Source organism: uncultured Desulfosarcina sp., from assembly GCF_963664155.2.
GTDB lineage: Bacteria > Desulfobacterota > Desulfobacteria > Desulfobacterales > Desulfosarcinaceae > Desulfosarcina.
Genome location: NZ_CAXXXH010000001.1, coordinates 4,302,668 through 4,319,300, shown reverse-complemented (window position 1 = coordinate 4,319,300; position 16,633 = coordinate 4,302,668). Strand labels below are relative to the sequence as shown.

The window sequence follows — 16,633 nt, the reverse complement described above, 5'->3', positions numbered from 1 at the left end:
GAATACTTAGTTGGTCAGCACTCCTTCAGCAGTCAGTTGGTCGGCTACCTCTTCAAGCCCAAGCCGCACCAGGGTTTGCCGGGTGGGGAGGCCGTTGGCATCCCAGCCCCTTTCCGCGTAATACCAGTCCAGCAGCTGTTCGAGGCTTTCCTTGGGAATGAAATAGCCCTCGTTGGGACCGGAGGGAATCGGCTCGGTGGAAAACCGATCCGGCGGGAAATCCCAGCTGCGGCCAAAGCCTTTGATTTCCCTGGCGGAGATTGAACGCGTAAGGTTCCATATCCGTTCGGAGACACCCAGCATCTCCTTCCACGAACGCTTTTCTCCGGTAATGAAATAGAAAAGTGCTTCGTAATTCTCTACCTCGAAGCCCAGCTCCATCAGTTGAAGCCGGCAGATCCCCAGGGCATCGAACAGGGGACGGGTGTGTTGGGAGTCAATCACAAAGCGGGCACTGTCCGCCCTGATCCGGGCCGGGGGCTGCCGCTCCACCGTGCCGCCGCTGTTGACCAGATCGTTGACATTGGTCCAGGCGCCGGCCATATCATGCCCCAACACCCATGCCCGTGAGTGATGGGCACCGATGTCGGCCGTCATGTAGGCCAGCATCATGGAAGGGGCGTTGCGGCACTCATAACCGGTCCATTCCAACCCCTTGACGTGAATGGCGAAGGCATCGGAGCCTTGCCCCACCTTCTCAGCCGCTTTTTTCACGCCTTCGGCCAGCAGATCGCCGATGCCTTCCCGGGCCACGATCTTGCGCACCAGGTAGTCAACCGTTTCGATGTCGGAAAATTTCACCGGTCGACCGATCTCCCTTTCGCTGAGCATACCCTTTTCAAAACACTCGATGGTCCAGGAGATAACGGCGCCTGCTGAAATGGTGTCTATCCCCAGTTCGTCGCACAGGTAATTGGCATAGGCGACTTCTTCGATGGTCTTGAGTTCGCAGTTGCCACCGAACAGGGCGATGGTTTCGTACTCTGGGCCTTCCACGTATGCATCACCCAACTTGGTTTTTGTGTGGCCATACTTGCCACAGGGCGTGGGGCAGCAGTAGCAGCCCTTGTCGGTAATTTTCAGTTTTTTCAGGATGGCCTTACCGTTGATCTCCTCATAATGGTCCGAAAATGAGGTTTTAAAGTTGCGTGTGGGAAAAGCGCCCACCTCGTTGATCCAGTTGGTGATCCCCGCAGTTCCTTCAGGCGTCCACTCGGTGAAGCCGGGTTTGGCGGACACCTTCTTGAAGGCGTCCTTGCCGGCGGCAAAGGCCTTTTGCACATCGAACACCGGCAGACTGCCTGAACCTTTGACGGCAATGGCCTTGATTCGCTTAGACCCCAACACGGCCCCCACTCCGCTCCGTCCGGCCTGACGGCCGAAATCATGGGAAAGGCAGGCATAACGCACCCGCTGCTCACCGCCCGGCCCGATGGTCAAAATCTGAAAATCCTCCCCCAGATCCACTTTCAGGCTTTTCTCGGCGGTCAGCGCCCCCTGCCCCCAGTAATCCCCGGCCGGACGGATCTCTATCTGGTCGTCGTCGATGAACAGGTAGCTAGGCACCGGCGCGCACCCGGTAATAACCAGCATGTCGTACCCGGCATATTTCAATGCCGGGCCGAAATGGCCGCCCATGTTGCTGTCTGCATATCCGCCGGTCGCCGGCGATTTGGTGCCGAAGTGGGTCTTGCCGCTGGCCGGCACCAGGTGGCCGGACAGGGGGCCGGTGGCGGCAATGAACAGGTTCCGCTCATCGTAGGGGTCGATGCCGCGCGGCAATTCGTCGAAGAGCAGCTTGGCCACGAATCCCCGACCACCGATAAATCGCTCCGCCAGGGTCTCATCCAACGGCTGTTTTTCAATTGCACCGCTGGACAGGTCGATCCTAAGAATGGTTCCGGCATATCCGTACATGGATCCGACTCCTTAATTTGACAAGCTCGGGGCGGCTTCAACCGCAGCGGCAGTTTCGGTGGACCGGCTCGTCGATTTGCGTTTTTTGGGTTTTCTGGCGGTTTCGGTTTCTGCCGAAATCGCCTTGATAAAAGAACAAGCCATGAAGAGCATCAGAATCATGAAGGGAAAGGAGACCACAAAGGAAACCGTCTGCACGGCCTTCAAGCCCCCGGCAACCAGCAGCATCGCCGCGATGGAGGAGCAGACCAGCCCCCAGAAGACCTTCAGTCCGGTTTTGGGCTCCAGGCTGCCGCCGGAGGTCATCATGCCCACCACGAAGGTGGCCGAATCGGCCGACGTGATGAAAAAAATGGAGACGATGATCATGGAGATCAGCGAAAGAAATGCACTCATGCTGAAGTTGTTGTAGAGCGTGAAGATGGCCGTGGTTACATCTTTAAAGGTGGCATCGGCGATGCCCGGCGTACCGTTGAGTTCCAGGAAAATCGCCGAACCGCCGAGTATGTTGAACCAAATGGCGCACAGCAGGGTCGGCGCCAGAAGGGCGCCCAGAACGAACTCCCGGATTTTTCGGCCGCGGGATATGCGGGCGATGAACACCCCCACAAAAGGCGCCCAGGTAAGCCACCAGGCCCAGTAGAACACTGTCCATGCGCCGGACCAGTCATAGCCGGTGTGTTTGGCCACCCCGCCGCTGGCGTCCACGAAAAAACTGAGCCAGAGGATATTTTGCAAGTAGTTGCCGATGGATTCGATCAACGAATTTAAAATGTAGCGGGTAGGACCGAGGACCAGAACGAGTAGCATGAGGCCGAAAGCCATGATCATGTTGGTGTTGCTCAGGATACGGATCCCCTTGTTGATCCCGGTGACGGCGGAGGTAATATAAAGGATTGTCACGACGGCAATGACGGAGATGGAGATTGCGGTACCCTTGCCGATGCCGTAAAGCAGGTCCAGGCCGGTGGTCACCTGCAGGGCGCCCAGACCCAGCGACGTGGCCACACCGAACAGGGTGGTGACCACAGCCAGGGAATCGATGATCTTTCCAGTGGTTCCCTGGGCGGCTTTTTCGCCGATCAGGGGGGTCAGCGTGGCGCTGATCAACCCCGGATATCCTTTGCGGAACTGGAAATAGGCCAGCACCAGGGCCACGGTGGCGTAGCAGGCCCAGGGGTGAAGCCCCCAGTGGAAGACGACGGTTCGCATGGCTTCGGATGCAGCCGCCGGTGTTTTGGGGTCGGCAAAAGGCGGACCGGCAAAATGGTAGATCGGCTCGGCGACCCCCCAGAAAACCAGGCCGATGCCCATGCCGGCGGCAAAGAGCATGGCAAACCAGGCGCTGAGGCTGAACTCGGGTTTTTCATCATCCTTGCCCAAGCGAATATTACCGAAGCGCGAAAAAGCCACGGCCAGACAAAAAACCACGAAACCGGCCACGCAGGTCATATAGGCCCAGCCAAAATTGCTGATGAAAAATTTAAAGATCTTGTCGAAAAGGTCCTTGACCTGATCCGGCGAAGCCATCGTCATAAAAACGAAGGCCAGGCAGCAGACGGCCGAGGTGATGGATACGGTTTTGTCGATGGAGTTGTCGTTCATTCCTTTTCCTTTCTGATCGTCAGTCATACCGTCATCACCTTAGTCAGGCATGCATTGACTCTGTCATCACGATGGCACCGCGCGGGCAGATTTCCGCACAGGCGCCGCACAATATGCATTTTGCCGGTAACTCGGATCCCGGTTGTTCCACCATGACCCCTTTCGGACAGACCGCCACGCAGGTCATGCAACCGGTGCAAAGGTCCGGGTCCACGCGGTAAACCCCGGCATCCATGGCGATGGCATCCACCGGGCAGCTGTCAGCGCACTCGCCGCACTGATCGCAAAAATGGATCTGGTAATCTCCCGGTGCGGGAAAGCGCCCTTCGATCCGCAAAAGCGCCCGGGCGGGCTGAACCGCATTGAAATTTTCCATTGCACAGGCCAGCTTACAGGTCCCGCATCCGGAACATTTTTCGTGGATGACAGTTGGCGTCATGGAAACACTCCCTGGGTAAGGGTTGAACATATGAGATGAACCATCTGAAAGGCGTGGAACGATGGTTATTCGAGAATCTTTGCAACGTCGAGGGGGGTGAGCGATGAAAGCGGGTTGTATCGTCACCGCAAAAGGGGTGAAAGCTGACCCCACCATTGATGAAAGAAAGATTTCAATCTTTATGCCATCGGAACGGTTTTTTTCAGCCCCTTGAAATGAAAGAAAAAGTTTTATTTTTTCAGGTACAGCGGTTTAGAGGGGATTGGACATAAATGTCCTTGTGTGCAAGCAGGAACGGAATTAATCGATTGGAATGTCAGCGTTTTAGTGCGTTAAGACATAAATGTCCTAAATACGGACTACTTTATGCCATGCATTTTCATTTTTCGCTGGAGCGTCTTGTAGTTGAGCTGCAGGGCTTCAGCCGCCCTGCCGCGATGCCATCGATTCGCTTCCAGAGCGCTGAGAAGCATCTTTTTTTCCAGGGCATCCATCCGCTGTCGAAGGCCGGCACCGGCTGAAAAAGGCGGTTCCGTGACCGCCTGTCCTTCGCCCGACCGGTCGGAAATCTGCCCCATCAGGTCCAGTTTCCCCAAGGTAACGTAGGTATGCAGCACATTCTGCAGCTCACGGACATTACCGGGCCAGGTGTAGGTTTCCATGGCCTCGCGAACCCGCACCGGCAAATGCGGGGGCTGCTCATTGCCCCTGGTGAGCGTTGACAAAAAATGATCGATGAGCAGCGGGATATCTCCCTTGCGTTTACGTAGCGGCGGCAACTGGATGGGCAGAATGCGGATACGGTAAAAAAAATCCTCGCGCATCCGTCCATCCTTGACCAGCTTCACCAGGTCCCGGTTGGTGGCGGCAATCACCCGAAAGTCGCTGCGCTTGAGCTTGATCCCGCCTAAAGGGGTGTAACCCACACCGTCCAGCACCCTCAGCAGTTTGACCTGCATATCCTGCCCGATCTCACCGATCTCATCAAGAAACAGGGTCCCCCCGTCTGCCGAATCCAGGAACCCGCCCTTGTCCGCAGTGGCTCCGGTAAAAGCGCCCTTCATGTGGCCGAAAAATTCCCGCTCCATCAGGTCTTTTGGAATGGCTCCGCAGTTGACGGCAACGAATTCGCCTGCCCGACGATCGCTCAACCGATGGATGGCCCGGGCCACCAGTTCCTTGCCGGAACCGGACTCCCCGAATATGATCACGCTGGCGTCGCTGGCGGCCGCCTTGAGAATCAGGTCATACACCGCCTGCATCGGTTCACTCTTGCCGATAATGTCCCCGAACCGGTAACGGTCGCTGATGGATGAACGCAGACGCAGGTTCTCCTTGCGAAGATCCAGTTCCACCTCTTTATAAGCGGTCACATCGCTGATAAACCCCTCCAGGGCAACCAGCCGGTCATCGTCGTCGAACACCCCTTCGCCCTGCTCCCAGACCCACTTTTCCTCTCCACTGGCCGCGCGGATGCGGTAGATGAAGCTGAATGGCCGCCGCATGGCCACGGTTTCACTCACCAGATTGAGCATGTTTTTGCGATCTTCCGGGTGAACGATCCGCTGATAGGCATGGGGTCCTTTGCCGAGGAGTTCATGCGGTTCGAAGCCCAGCAGCCGCTTGCTGCCCCGGCTGGCAAACTCCATCGTGAATGTCTCGTCCGCCCGGCAGCGATAAACGATCCCCGGCAGGTTGTTCATCAGGGTGCTCAGACGTCTTTCGCTTTCCAGGAGGGCATTTTCGGCGCTTTTTTTTTCGGTGATATCGACGCACAGGCTCAGTTTCGACGTGGACCCGTCCGGATGGACAATAGGCGTGGCCATGTTGTAAAACCAGCGCCCGCTAGTCGGATGCCTAAATTCCCATCGAATCGTCTTTCCGCGGAAAGCATCTTGTTCCGGGCACCACGGGCAGACCTGATCGCTGTCATACAGGGCCTTGTGGCAGGCCTCCCCCACCGGGTCACGCCCCAGTTGCTCAAGGACCTGCCGGTTGACGAATTCGATCCGGTTATCCGGCGAACACACGTAGACCATGCCGTCAAAGGCCTCTACGATGGCTTCGAAATAGGATTGCCGGTGGTGGTCCGTTGCATTCATGACAGATAGTCGTGTCGGTCGATGCGATACTTTTTCATCTTATAGTTGAACAGCTGCCGTGAAATGCCGATGCTTTTTGCCGCCCGGGTGATATTGCCCGCGTGGGCGGCCAGGGCATCCGCCACCACCGCCTTTTCCTGATCAGCCTGGGTGGCCAGCAAGCCTTTCCCGCTGTCCGGCGAACGCTGACCGGCACCGGGGGATGGGACCGGCAATCGTTCTGGCCCCTGTCCGTGAACACCGTATCCTTGTGGCGGCGAACCGGCCAAGGGTGGCTGAACCGCGTCCGGCTGTCCCCGCAACCGACGCCAGGTGGTCAGGTGGGACTGCAGGTGACGTCGCTCGATGGTCCGGCTGGAAACAACCAGGTTGATGGCCCCCTCGATGACATGCTCCAGTTCACGAACGTTGCCGGGCCAATCATAATCGTTAAACAAAGCCAGCACGTCACTGGAAATGTCGGAGACCTTGCGGTTCAACGCCCGGCTATGCTTGTCCAGAAAATGCCGCGCCAGCAAAACGATATCCTCTTTACGCTCACGCAAGGGAGGAATAGGAATGAACACCACGCCCAACCGGTAGAACAGGTCAGGCCTCAAATGATTTGTGGCGATGGCCACATGGGGCTCCTGGTTCACACTGCTGATAATTTTCAGGTCGATCTCCGATTCCCGGAGGGACCCTAACCGGCGGACCTTGCGCTCCTGGATGACCCGCAGGATCTTGGCTTGAAGCCCGGTGCCCATGGAGTTGAGTTCATCCAGAAAAATTGTGCCGCCGCTGGCACGCTCGAAAATTCCCATCTTATTTCGCGCCCCGGTAAAGGCGCCGCTGGTGGTTCCGAAAAGCAATCCTTCGAGCAGGTTTTCCGGTATGGCGGCGCAGTTCACCGCCGTGTAGCGGCCGCTCTTGCGACCGCTGTGGTTGTGAATGGCCTGGGCAAAAAGCTCTTTGCCGGATCCGGTCTCCCCATACAGCATCACCGGCGAAGGTGTTATGGCGGCCATTTTGGCCGTGTTGACCGCCCTGAGAAAATCGATATTGCTGCCCACGATGGCCTCAAAATCAAAGCGGGTATCATTGGGCAGCGACCGTTTGGGCCGGGGAATGGAAATAGATGAAATGGTCTCTTCCAGCACGTTATATTCCCGTACCAGACAGATGGCGCCTTCTAACCGGCCACGCTTGAACAAGGGAAACACGGTATGAATGGTGTTGGCCACCTTTCCCCGCCGCGTTCGATAAAGCAGCGACCGGTCAACAATGGGCAGCCGATCCTTCAGGCACTGCATGATCACGCTGCCTTCCTCTGACAGGTCGTATACATCCACCACTTTCTTTCCGAGCACCTCAGCCGGGTCCAGTTCATCAATGGCGGCCATGGTGGGATTATAGTAGATAATGGTACCGGTACGGTCGACGATGAGCAAACCCTCGCTGAAGCCGTCGAAAAAGGGCAGGAATTCTTCATAGCCGATATCGAGCGTCCGAGCGATGGAATGGCGTGGGAAGGTATTCATGGCCATTATTTCCATGGTTTGATCAGGTTTGGTTGGGCGGATTACCGCATATCAAAAAGCATGGCACATTTTGATGAATCAGGCAAATCGGTGGTTTTGCTCAGGGTGCCTGAAGGCAGTGTAACACCAGCCGGTCTATCCGGCCACCGCGCATTTTCGACCCTGTCGCCTGCATGCCGGTCCTGCCATCGATGACTTAATTAGAAGCCATGTCAGTCGTGGGCGTACATGTTGAACAAAATATCGTTTTCCAGGTACATCTGCTCAAGCTTCTCCTGGTGCTCATTGAGCTGCGGGCGCTGACGATTGACCATTTCCAGCACCAGATAGTTGATGATGCAGGAAATGGTCGTCGGATAACCGATCAGCGGGATTGAGCGGGATGGAACCACCAGGGAGAGATGGGCAAAGGGGATTACCGGGCACAGGGTGTTATCGGTGATCACCAGCAGGTTGTGCTGAAGCCGCCGGGCGACCTTTCCCAGTTTGATCAGTTCGTTGGGATAGCGGGATGTGGTGATAATCGTCACCAGGCTGTTGTCGGGCGCATTGGTCAGCCAGTCGATGGCGGTACTGTCACTGCCTTTTAAGATATGGACACCCCGGCGGACTTTGGTCAATGACCACCCCAGGTAATAGGCAAAGGTGTAGGAGACTCTTGAGCCGACCACATAAACGGCGGGACTCTTCTCAAGCTGCTCCACGATCTTGCCCAGCACCTTCATGTCGATGCCCTCGTAAAACTGACGCAGGTTGTTCATCTCCTCGAAGACCACCCGGTGCAGCAGGTCGGTGCCGGGCCCCTTCATCCCGGGCAGGTCCACCCGGTCCGGTAGGGTCAATCCTGAATCCACAAAATCCCGCAGCGCCTGAAGAAATTCTCCATACCCGCCGTAGCCCAGCTTCCCCACGAACCGAACCACCGTGGCCTCGCTGACCCCGCAGGCTTCGGAAAGTTCTTTGGTGGTCATAAAAACCGCCTTGCGGGGGTTTTGAATAATGTAGCTGCCCAGGATTTTTCCTTTGGGGGTAAGTGTGTCCAGGTGATTCACGATGCCCTTGATCACCGGATGTGCCTGGGAATCATTCATAATAACGTCCTTAATATAGGCGATAATGAAATGTTTATTTCATATCATTGATTATTCCATAACCCATTTTTTTTAAATGTATTTATTACTATTAATTTTTTTTGTCAAGGCTGTTTGAATATTTTCACATCAATTTTTTATTTTCCTATTGACATGTTTCATTTCATTCAGTTACCTTCAACAACAATTGGGAGTGATAGGGTTCTTCGTCACCCACGCATTTTTATCTTAAAATCATGTAGGGAGAGCGTATGTTCTGGAAATCCAAGCCCCTGTGGGGCAACCAAACCAGACTGAAGTCCAGCTACGATGCAGTGATCATCGGCGGCGGCCTTCACGGTCTGGCCACAGCTTACTACCTGGCCAAGGAGCATGGCCTCACGGATGTGGCCATCATTGAAAAACGTTTCATCGGGTTCGGCGGTGCCGGCCGGAACACAGCCATCGTGCGGGCAAACCAGCGCACGCAGTACAACGTTCCGCTCTACAAGGAAGCGCTTGATCTGTGGCCGGTACTCACCAAAGAGTTGGACTACAACCTGATGTTCAACAACTGCGGCAACCTCAACCTGATGCACAGTGAAGCGGCCATGAAGGCGGCTCGCATGACCATCGCCACCGCCCAGTTCCACGGCGTGGAGAGCCACCTCATCGACGCCAAGCAGGCCAAGGAACTGGTGCCGGCGTTGAACATTTCCGAGGATATCACCTTCCCTATCCACGGGGCCATGTTTCACCCCCCCGGAGGCATCGTGCGCCATGACGCCGTGGTCTGGGGGCTGGCCAAAGGGGCCGCCAAGCACGGCGTAGACATCCACCAGCACACCGAAGCCACCGCCATTCACACCGAAGGCGGAAAAATCACCGGTGTGGAAACCTCCCGCGGCCGTATCCACACCCCCCGCGTGCTGGTGAGTGCCGGTGGCTACAGTGCCGGTCTGATCTACCACATGCTGGGTATCAAGCTGCCCATCGCCGTGCTGACCATCCAGGCGATGGTCACTCAGCCGCTGAAACCCCTGCTCGACCACGTGGTCTCGTCGGGTGCCTACCACTGCTATGCCAACCAGACGCTCAAAGGCGAAATCGCCACCGGCGCCCACATGGACCAGTGGCCCAACTATACGACGCAAAACACGGCCCATTACATCAAGCACCAGGCCGAAGCCCTTTCCGACTGGCTGCCCTGCCTGCGCGGCGTAAAATTCATGCGTATCTGGGGCGGTCTGGCGGACATGACCCCGGACATGGCGCCCATCATGGACGGCAACGATCATTTCGAAGGCTTCTACATGGACTGCGGCTGGGGCTACTTCGGCTTTAAATCCTGCAGCGCCGTCGGCAAATACATGGCACAGTACATGGCCAGCGGCCACTGCCCGGACATGCTCAAGCCGTTCAACCTGCGCCGATATGAAAACCACCAGTTGATGGGTGAAACCGCCGAACTGGTCAGCTATACGCCCAACAACTAAAGGAGATTGAATTATGGCCCTAACACTCACCTGCCCCGTCTGCGGCAAACGCAACGGATACGAATTTCGCTATGGGGGAGAAGACAAGGGACCGCGCCCGGCCGAAGCGGGGCTGACCCCTGCCGCCTGGTGCGATTATGTCCATATGAACAAGTGCACGGCCGGCGTCCAGAAAGAGTGGTGGTTTCACCGCGATGGATGCGGATCCTGGTTCACCACCTGGCGTGACACAACCCAAAACCTCGAAGTGGCTAAACCGGAGGCAAGCAAATGAACAGGCTTAACCAATTGCCCACACTCCGCATCACCCCGTCGGAAAAACTGTCCCTGAACTACCGGGGAAAAACCGTCCAGGGGGTGGCCGGAGATACTGTTGCGACGGCCCTTTTTGCCAATGGCGTCCGGGTCTTTGCACGCAGTTTGAAATATCACCGCCCCCGCGGGCTTTACAGTCTCGACGGCGAGTGCAGCAACACCTGCATGGATGTCAACGGCGTCCCCAACGTCCGCACCGAAAACACCCTGCTGAAAGACGGCATGGTGGTCAGGGAACAGAATGTCAAAGGATCTGCCGACCGGGACTGGCTGGCCTTCATCGACAAGCTGGACTGGATGATGCCGGCCGGATTCTACTACAAGACCATGCACAAGCCCGCAGCCATCTGGCCCGTGGCGATGAAGCAGATCCGCAAGGCCGCCGGCATCGGCGTCATTTCCGCCGACTACCAGATGAAGGGCCAGTATGACGAGATGTTCATTAAAGCCGAGGTCACCATCATCGGCGGCGGCGCCGCCGGCATGTCCGCCGCCCTGGCGGCGGCCGAGTCGGGCCTGCGGGTGGTTCTGCTGGAATCCCGCCCCCACTTGGGCGGATGCTTCGACTACCGGGTCAGCACCACCGCCGGGGGAACGCCCCTTTATGAGCGGGCGCGGGATCTGGCCGAGAAGGTGAAACAGACCGGCAACATCCGGGTCTTCACGCACACCTCGATGGTGGGGGCCTACAACAACAACCTGATCACCGCTTTTCAGGTGGGCAAGGCCTCGGACACCTTTACCGAACGCTACATCGAGATCCGCTCGGACAGCGTCGTGGTGGCTACCGGCTGCATCGAACGCCCGCTGATCTTCGACCACAACGAACGCCCCGGCGTCATGCAGGTGGGATGCGCCCATCGCATGGCCCGCACCTACGGTCTGCTGCCGGGCAGCGAGGCAGTCTTTTCCGTGGGCCATGATCTGGGCCTCGAAGCCGCTGTCGATCTGTTCGACCTGGGGCTGAAGATCAACTGTGTGGCCGATATCCGTGAAGACGGCCAGAACCCGGAGCTGATGCTGGCCCTGGCCGAACGCAAGATACCGGTCCTCAAGGGATGGGTGGCGGCCAAGGCGCACGGCTGCAAAAAAGTCGAAAAAGTCACCCTGTCCACCGTTGAAGGCACTGTCAAGCGGCAATTCCCCTGCGACCTGCTGGTGGCATCTGCCGGACTGACCCCGGTAACCGGCCCCTTCATCCTGGCCCAGGCCAGGATGGGCTACGACAGCCACACCGGCTACTTCCTGCCCACCGAACTGCCCGAAAAAATGTTCCCCGCCGGCCGGATCACCGGCGTCAACCATCCCGACGCCATCGAAGCCTCCGGGCGCCTGGCCGGCCTCAAGGCGGCGGCTGCCGCCGGTGCGGACGTGGGCAAAACCGTTGCCGAGGCAGAGAAGGCTGCATCGGCCCTCCCCGGCCCGGAACGCGGCTGCAAGCTGGTCACAGCGCCGGTCAAGGGACGCAAGAGCTTCATCTGCTTCGATGAAGACACCACCATTAAAAATATCAAACAGGCCATCGAGATGGGCTTCGATGTCCCCGAACTGATCAAACGCTTTACCTCGGCCGGCACCGGCCCGGGCCAGGGCGGCATCCCGGGGCACAACCTGCCCCTGTTCGTGGCCAAGTATACGGCATCCATCAGCACGCCGGTTCCCACCACGGTGCGTCCGCCGCTGGTGCCGACGTTTCTGGCCACCTATGCCGGCTACAACCATCACATGTTCAAGCATACGCCGCTGCACGACTCCCAGATCGCCGATGGAGGCATCTTCCGCAACATCGGTGTCTGGCAGCGGGCGCGTTACTTTTCCGAGGACTTCGACTGCAAGGAAGAGATCCTCAACGTCCGCAACAATGTGGGTATGCTGGACGGCTCCACCCTGGGCAAGTTCCGTATCCACGGACCCGATGCCCTCAAGGCCCTTCAGCGGGTGTACGTATCGGACATGAGCAAGGTCAAGGAGGGCCGCATCAAGTATTCGGCCATGTGCAACGACGACGGTTGCGTCATCGATGACGGCGTGGTGGTCAAACTGGGTGAAAACGACTACTATTTCACCACCTCCACCGGCCGGGCCGGGCAGACCGTGGAATGGATCCGCTACCATACCCGTTTCGACGGGTGGGATTTTTCTCTGGTCAACCTGACCGACGCCATGGGCGTGATCAACATCTCCGGCCCCAATGCCCGCAAGGTCCTTTCCAAGGTAGTGGACATCGACCTTTCCAGCGAAGCTTTTCCCTTTTCCGGGTACCAGGAGTTTTTGATCAAGGACGCCATCTTCGTGCGGGCCATGCGCCTGGGATTTGTGGGCGAGCTTTCCTACGAACTGCACGTACCCTCATCCTACACCCAGGCCGTCTGGGACATGCTCAAGGAAGCCGGCGCCGAATTCGGCATCCGCAACTTCGGCGTGGAAGCCCAGAACGTGCTGCGCATGGAGAAATGCCACGTCATTCTCGGCTCCGAATCCGAACAGCGCACCAACCTGCTGGACCTGGGCCTGGGTTTTCTCTGGGACCGTAGGAAGACCGATGCCAAGACCGTGGGTGCCGTGGCCCTGCGCCAGGCCGAAAAAGACACCGGCCGGCTCAAGCTGGTGGGCATCCGCATGGAAGATGACAACCGGCCCGCCCGCGACGGCGCGTTGATTGTCGACAACAAGGTCCGCGGCTACGTGGCCACCATGCGCAAAAGCTTCACCACCGGCCAGGCCGTGGGTATGGCCCTGGTGGAATCCCAGCTGGCTGACATCGGGACCCGGATAGAGATATTTGAGGATGAGTGCAACGGCGTTCGCCTGTATGCCAGGGTTGTTGCCACGCCCTTTTATGACCCGGACGGCAAGAAAATGAAAAATTAAGAATTCGATATTCCATAAGGCAAATAGAGGTAACTACGATGGCTGAAATAAAAAGAGAATCCCCGGTGCAGTTCAAAGTCAGCCCGCTGAAAGTTGAGGCGCGCGACAACTGGACGGTAGCACTGGAATATGACGAAGAGGGCCAGGGCCCCTGGCTGGTGGACCTGGCGCACAAAACCCGCTGGGATCTGCAGGACAGGAAAGTCGGCGAACTGACTCCCTGCGACCTGGCTGTGCCGGAAGCACCGGGCGAATGCACCTTTGCCGACAACACGCTGATCAACCGCATGAACCGCACCCAGGCATCGATCTTCCACCTGGGCGCGGAAGCGCCGGGCCTGCCTGATTTTTCCGGCTATACCGACGTCACCGAGTCCACTGTGTTTCTGGCCCTGTTCGGCCCCAAGGCGTTTTTCATCGCCGAAAAGCTGACCGCCCTGGACTTTTTGGACCCGGCCAAAAATGCGCCGTTTCTGTATCAGGGCCCTTTCTGCCACGTGCCCTGCCAGATCGTAACCTTGGAAAAGACCGCCGACGGCAACGGCGGATTTCTGCTGACCTGCAGCCGGGGTTATGGGGACAGCATGGTTCACGCCATGCTGGAAGCCGGGTCCGCGCTTGGTCTGAGGCCGGCAGGGGAAAACCGCTTCAATGCCTGGATTCAAGGCCTTCAGGGGTAGTTTTTGTGCACGAGAGCGTTTACGTGGAGTAACAAGACTGAAAGCGAGACTGAAGCGGGTGACTTCCGCTTCGGTCTCCGGCTTGGGATTCTGGCGAACAACCGCCCAATGATCAATACCGGATTATCGGGCCAAGGTGAAAAAAAGTTTTCTTAAAATCAGAAAAATATTTTTCTTTTCAGTTAAATTTTTTTTCATTTTTTCCGTGACGGAATGGTTTATTATACGCCGGTCCATGCATCAATCAAATAACTTATTGGATTCATAATTAAAAAAGATTTTAAAAAAATCATATTTAATTTACTTTCGGCGCCTATTTTGCATTTGTAATTTTCAGGAATCGTTATACCATTCAATCAGACCGAACAATTACGCATCTCACTTGACGGAGGAAACCATGACCAAAAAGTATGACGCCATTATCATCGGGGCCGGCGTGATCGGTGCCCCCATTGCCTACGAGCTTTCCAAGATGGGTTACAAGACCATGAGCGTGGACAAGCTGCCCGATGCCGGTGAAGGCTCCACGGCCGGTTCATGCGCCATCGTCCGCGCGCACTACTCCACCGAAGACGGTGTGGCCTTTGCCTACGAGGGTTTCAAATACTGGCTGGACTGGGAGAACTACCTGGATCATGTGAAAGACGAAAAGGGCCTGGCCAAGTTCATGAACACCGGCTCCCTGCTGATCAAATCCCAGGGGCACAAGTGGCAGAACGTGAAAAAACACTACGATGCCGTAGGCGTACAGTATAAGGAACTGACCAACGAAGAGATCCTGGAGATGGTTCCGGTGCTCGACCTGCACGAATTCTGGCCGGTCAAACGTCCCGAGGATCCGGCATTCTGGGAAGAACCTACCAAGATGCTCGAAGGCGGCCTGTTCTGTCCCGAGGGAGGTTATGTGAATGACCCGGCCCTGTCCGCCCACAATATCATGCGCGCCGCCGAAGCCAAGGGCGCCACGTTCATGTTCAACGCCGAGGTGGTCAAAATTCGCGCCGCCGAAGGCAAGGTCCAGGGAATCACCCTGGCCGACGGCACCGAAATCGACGCACCGGTCGTGGTCAACTGCGCCGGCCCTCACTCCTTCAAGATCAACCAGATGGCCCCGGGCGTCTGGGAAGGCTGCAACATCAAAACCAAAGCCCTGCGCCATGAGGTCATGTACTGCCCTGCCCCCGAGGATTATGACTACATTAATAAGGGCTACCATCAGAGCGATGGAGATATCGGCTGCTACGTGCGCCCGGAAGTGGGCAACCTGTTCCTGATCGGCTCCGAAGATCCGGAATGCGATCCCAAAGAGTATCCCGATCCAGACGAATTCTACGCTGGCAGGGGCGGCCATGGCCGCGACAACCAGCTCACCGAAGAGCAGTGGAAAGCCCAGTGCTACCGCCTGGCACGACGTGTCCCCACCCTGAAGGTACCCAATCAGCCCAAGGGTGTCTGCGACTTGTACGACATCTCCGACGATTGGATCCCGGTCTACGACAAATCCGATCTAGGCGGTTTCTACATGGCCGTCGGCACCAGCGGCAACCAGTACAAGAACGCGCCGGTGGTCGGTGCCATGATGGCCGAACTGATCGATGCGTGTGAAAAAGGTCTGGATCACGACAAAAAGCCCTTCCAGTTCAAAATGAAATACACCGGACGAAACCTGGATGTGGGTTTCTTCTCCCGTAAACGCGAAATCAACTATAACTCTAGCTTTTCCGTCAACGGATAACGCCGGTGGCATCCATGCTTGCAAGACGGATGAGTTGTTGCTAATTGAAACGGGTCTGCTGCGGCAGGCCCGTTTTTTTTGTGGAACCCGAATCAGGACTGAACCGAAAAATCATGAACATCTACGTCTGTGTCAAGCACGTTCCCGACTCCGCTGCCACCATCACCGTCGAGGGCGGGACCGGTATCAACGAGAAGATCACTTTCCTGCTCAACCCCTACGACGAGCATGCTGTCACCGAAGCGGCCAGAATAAAAACCGAGGTGCCCGATAGCGAGGTGGTGGCCGTTTGTTTAGGCAAACCGGCTGCGGAAAACACCCTGCGCGCGGCTATGGCCATGGGGGCGGACCGCGGTATCCTCATCGAAGCCGACCGACGCCAGGACAGTATCTTTACCGCGCTCGCCCTGGCCGCCGCCATTCAGGCCGACGGCCGGCCGTGGATTATTTTCACTGGAAAGGAATCCATCGACAGCGAAGGCATGCAGACCCAGTTCCGCCTGGCTGGGAACCTGGGCCTTCCCGTGGCCACCAATGTGATCAAGGTGGATATCGACGGGTACTGTGTGCGGGTGGAAAGCGAAAGAGAAGCGGGAACCATCGACGTCATCCGTATGACTGCACCCTGCGTTATCGGCGCCGGCAAGGGTTTGAACACGCCTAGTTACCCGACCTTCCCCGACATCGTCAAATCCCGCAAGAAGCCGGTCAGAAAGATCAGCCTGGCTGAACTGGCCATCGATCCGCCGGTAGCCGGCATGCAGATCCAGGAACTGGTGCCGGCTGTCGAGCAGCGCACCCCCAAAGCGCTGACGGGCAGCGCCGCCGACATCGCCGCGCAGATTGTGGACATCCTGAAAAATGAAGCCAAGGTGATCTGATC

At 57.1% G+C, this 16,633-nt stretch carries 12 protein-coding genes; 6 read left to right on the top strand and 6 right to left on the bottom strand.

What is annotated here, in order from left to right; translation table 11 throughout:
* Positions 1–6: 6 nt before the first annotated feature.
* The 6 genes from ACHZBS_RS19665 to ACHZBS_RS19640 all read right to left on the bottom strand — a co-directional run bounded on the left by ACHZBS_RS19665 (position 7) and on the right by ACHZBS_RS19640 (position 8,674).
* Positions 7–1,917, bottom strand: a complete 1,911-nt coding sequence (locus tag ACHZBS_RS19665) for an aldehyde ferredoxin oxidoreductase family protein (protein WP_319408225.1) — start codon at positions 1,915–1,917, stop codon at positions 7–9.
* Between the two features lie 12 nt (positions 1,918–1,929).
* Positions 1,930–3,549, bottom strand: a complete 1,620-nt coding sequence (locus ACHZBS_RS19660; protein WP_319408224.1) for a BCCT family transporter — start codon at positions 3,547–3,549, stop codon at positions 1,930–1,932.
* 16 nt (positions 3,550–3,565) lie between these two features.
* Positions 3,566–3,961 (bottom strand): 4Fe-4S binding protein, encoded by a 396-nt coding sequence (locus tag ACHZBS_RS19655; protein ID WP_319408223.1) that lies wholly within the window; start codon positions 3,959–3,961, stop codon positions 3,566–3,568.
* Between the two features lie 359 nt (positions 3,962–4,320).
* Positions 4,321–6,063, bottom strand: a complete 1,743-nt coding sequence (locus ACHZBS_RS19650; RefSeq protein ID WP_319408222.1) for a sigma 54-interacting transcriptional regulator — start codon at positions 6,061–6,063, stop codon at positions 4,321–4,323.
* Complete coding sequence (locus ACHZBS_RS19645) at positions 6,060–7,583, bottom strand: sigma 54-interacting transcriptional regulator (protein ID WP_319408221.1); 1,524 nt, start codon at positions 7,581–7,583, stop codon at positions 6,060–6,062. The genes ACHZBS_RS19650 and ACHZBS_RS19645 overlap by 4 nt, the downstream gene beginning before the upstream one ends.
* 212 nt (positions 7,584–7,795) lie before the next feature.
* Positions 7,796–8,674, bottom strand: a complete 879-nt coding sequence (locus ACHZBS_RS19640; protein ID WP_319408220.1) for a MurR/RpiR family transcriptional regulator — start codon at positions 8,672–8,674, stop codon at positions 7,796–7,798.
* A 251-nt stretch (positions 8,675–8,925) separates the two neighbouring features.
* Here ACHZBS_RS19640 and ACHZBS_RS19635 point away from each other — a divergent pair, with 251 nt between their 5' ends.
* From ACHZBS_RS19635 to ACHZBS_RS19610, 6 genes are all read left to right on the top strand, one after another.
* Positions 8,926–10,149, top strand: coding sequence for an FAD-dependent oxidoreductase (locus ACHZBS_RS19635; RefSeq protein WP_319408219.1), 1,224 nt, complete (start codon positions 8,926–8,928; stop codon positions 10,147–10,149).
* 13 nt (positions 10,150–10,162) lie between these two features.
* Positions 10,163–10,423: a sarcosine oxidase subunit delta gene (locus tag ACHZBS_RS19630; RefSeq protein ID WP_319408218.1), complete on the top strand. Its 261-nt coding sequence runs from the start codon at positions 10,163–10,165 to the stop codon at positions 10,421–10,423.
* Positions 10,420–13,335, top strand: coding sequence for a 2Fe-2S iron-sulfur cluster-binding protein (locus ACHZBS_RS19625; protein WP_319408217.1), 2,916 nt, complete (start codon positions 10,420–10,422; stop codon positions 13,333–13,335). Before ACHZBS_RS19630 ends, ACHZBS_RS19625 begins: the two co-directional genes overlap by 4 nt.
* Positions 13,336–13,373: 38 nt before the next feature.
* Positions 13,374–14,015: a sarcosine oxidase subunit gamma SoxG gene (locus tag ACHZBS_RS19620; protein ID WP_319408216.1), complete on the top strand. Its 642-nt coding sequence runs from the start codon at positions 13,374–13,376 to the stop codon at positions 14,013–14,015.
* Between the two features lie 397 nt (positions 14,016–14,412).
* Positions 14,413–15,750, top strand: a complete 1,338-nt coding sequence (locus ACHZBS_RS19615) for an FAD-dependent oxidoreductase (protein ID WP_319408215.1) — start codon at positions 14,413–14,415, stop codon at positions 15,748–15,750.
* A gap of 113 nt (positions 15,751–15,863) precedes the next feature.
* Entirely contained in the window at positions 15,864–16,631 is a 768-nt protein-coding gene (locus ACHZBS_RS19610) for an electron transfer flavoprotein subunit beta/FixA family protein (protein ID WP_319408214.1), read from the top strand.
* Positions 16,632–16,633 lie beyond the last annotated feature (2 nt).

Excerpts from the sequence above, each read along its gene's own strand:
- ACHZBS_RS19630 (WP_319408218.1), top strand. The coding sequence starts at position 10,163 with ATGGCCCTAACACTCACCTGCCCCGTCTGCGGCAAACGCAACGGATAC.
- ACHZBS_RS19640 (WP_319408220.1), bottom strand. The coding sequence starts at position 8,674 with ATGAATGATTCCCAGGCACATCCGGTGATCAAGGGCATCGTGAATCAC.
- ACHZBS_RS19655 (WP_319408223.1), bottom strand. The coding sequence starts at position 3,961 with ATGACGCCAACTGTCATCCACGAAAAATGTTCCGGATGCGGGACCTGT.
- ACHZBS_RS19650 (WP_319408222.1), bottom strand. The coding sequence starts at position 6,063 with ATGAATGCAACGGACCACCACCGGCAATCCTATTTCGAAGCCATCGTA.
- ACHZBS_RS19625 (WP_319408217.1), top strand. The coding sequence starts at position 10,420 with ATGAACAGGCTTAACCAATTGCCCACACTCCGCATCACCCCGTCGGAA.
- ACHZBS_RS19635 (WP_319408219.1), top strand. The coding sequence starts at position 8,926 with ATGTTCTGGAAATCCAAGCCCCTGTGGGGCAACCAAACCAGACTGAAG.
- ACHZBS_RS19615 (WP_319408215.1), top strand. The coding sequence starts at position 14,413 with ATGACCAAAAAGTATGACGCCATTATCATCGGGGCCGGCGTGATCGGT.
- ACHZBS_RS19645 (WP_319408221.1), bottom strand. The coding sequence starts at position 7,583 with ATGAATACCTTCCCACGCCATTCCATCGCTCGGACGCTCGATATCGGC.
- ACHZBS_RS19660 (WP_319408224.1), bottom strand. The coding sequence starts at position 3,549 with ATGACTGACGATCAGAAAGGAAAAGGAATGAACGACAACTCCATCGAC.
- ACHZBS_RS19665 (WP_319408225.1), bottom strand. The coding sequence starts at position 1,917 with ATGTACGGATATGCCGGAACCATTCTTAGGATCGACCTGTCCAGCGGT.
- ACHZBS_RS19620 (WP_319408216.1), top strand. The coding sequence starts at position 13,374 with ATGGCTGAAATAAAAAGAGAATCCCCGGTGCAGTTCAAAGTCAGCCCG.
- ACHZBS_RS19610 (WP_319408214.1), top strand. The coding sequence starts at position 15,864 with ATGAACATCTACGTCTGTGTCAAGCACGTTCCCGACTCCGCTGCCACC.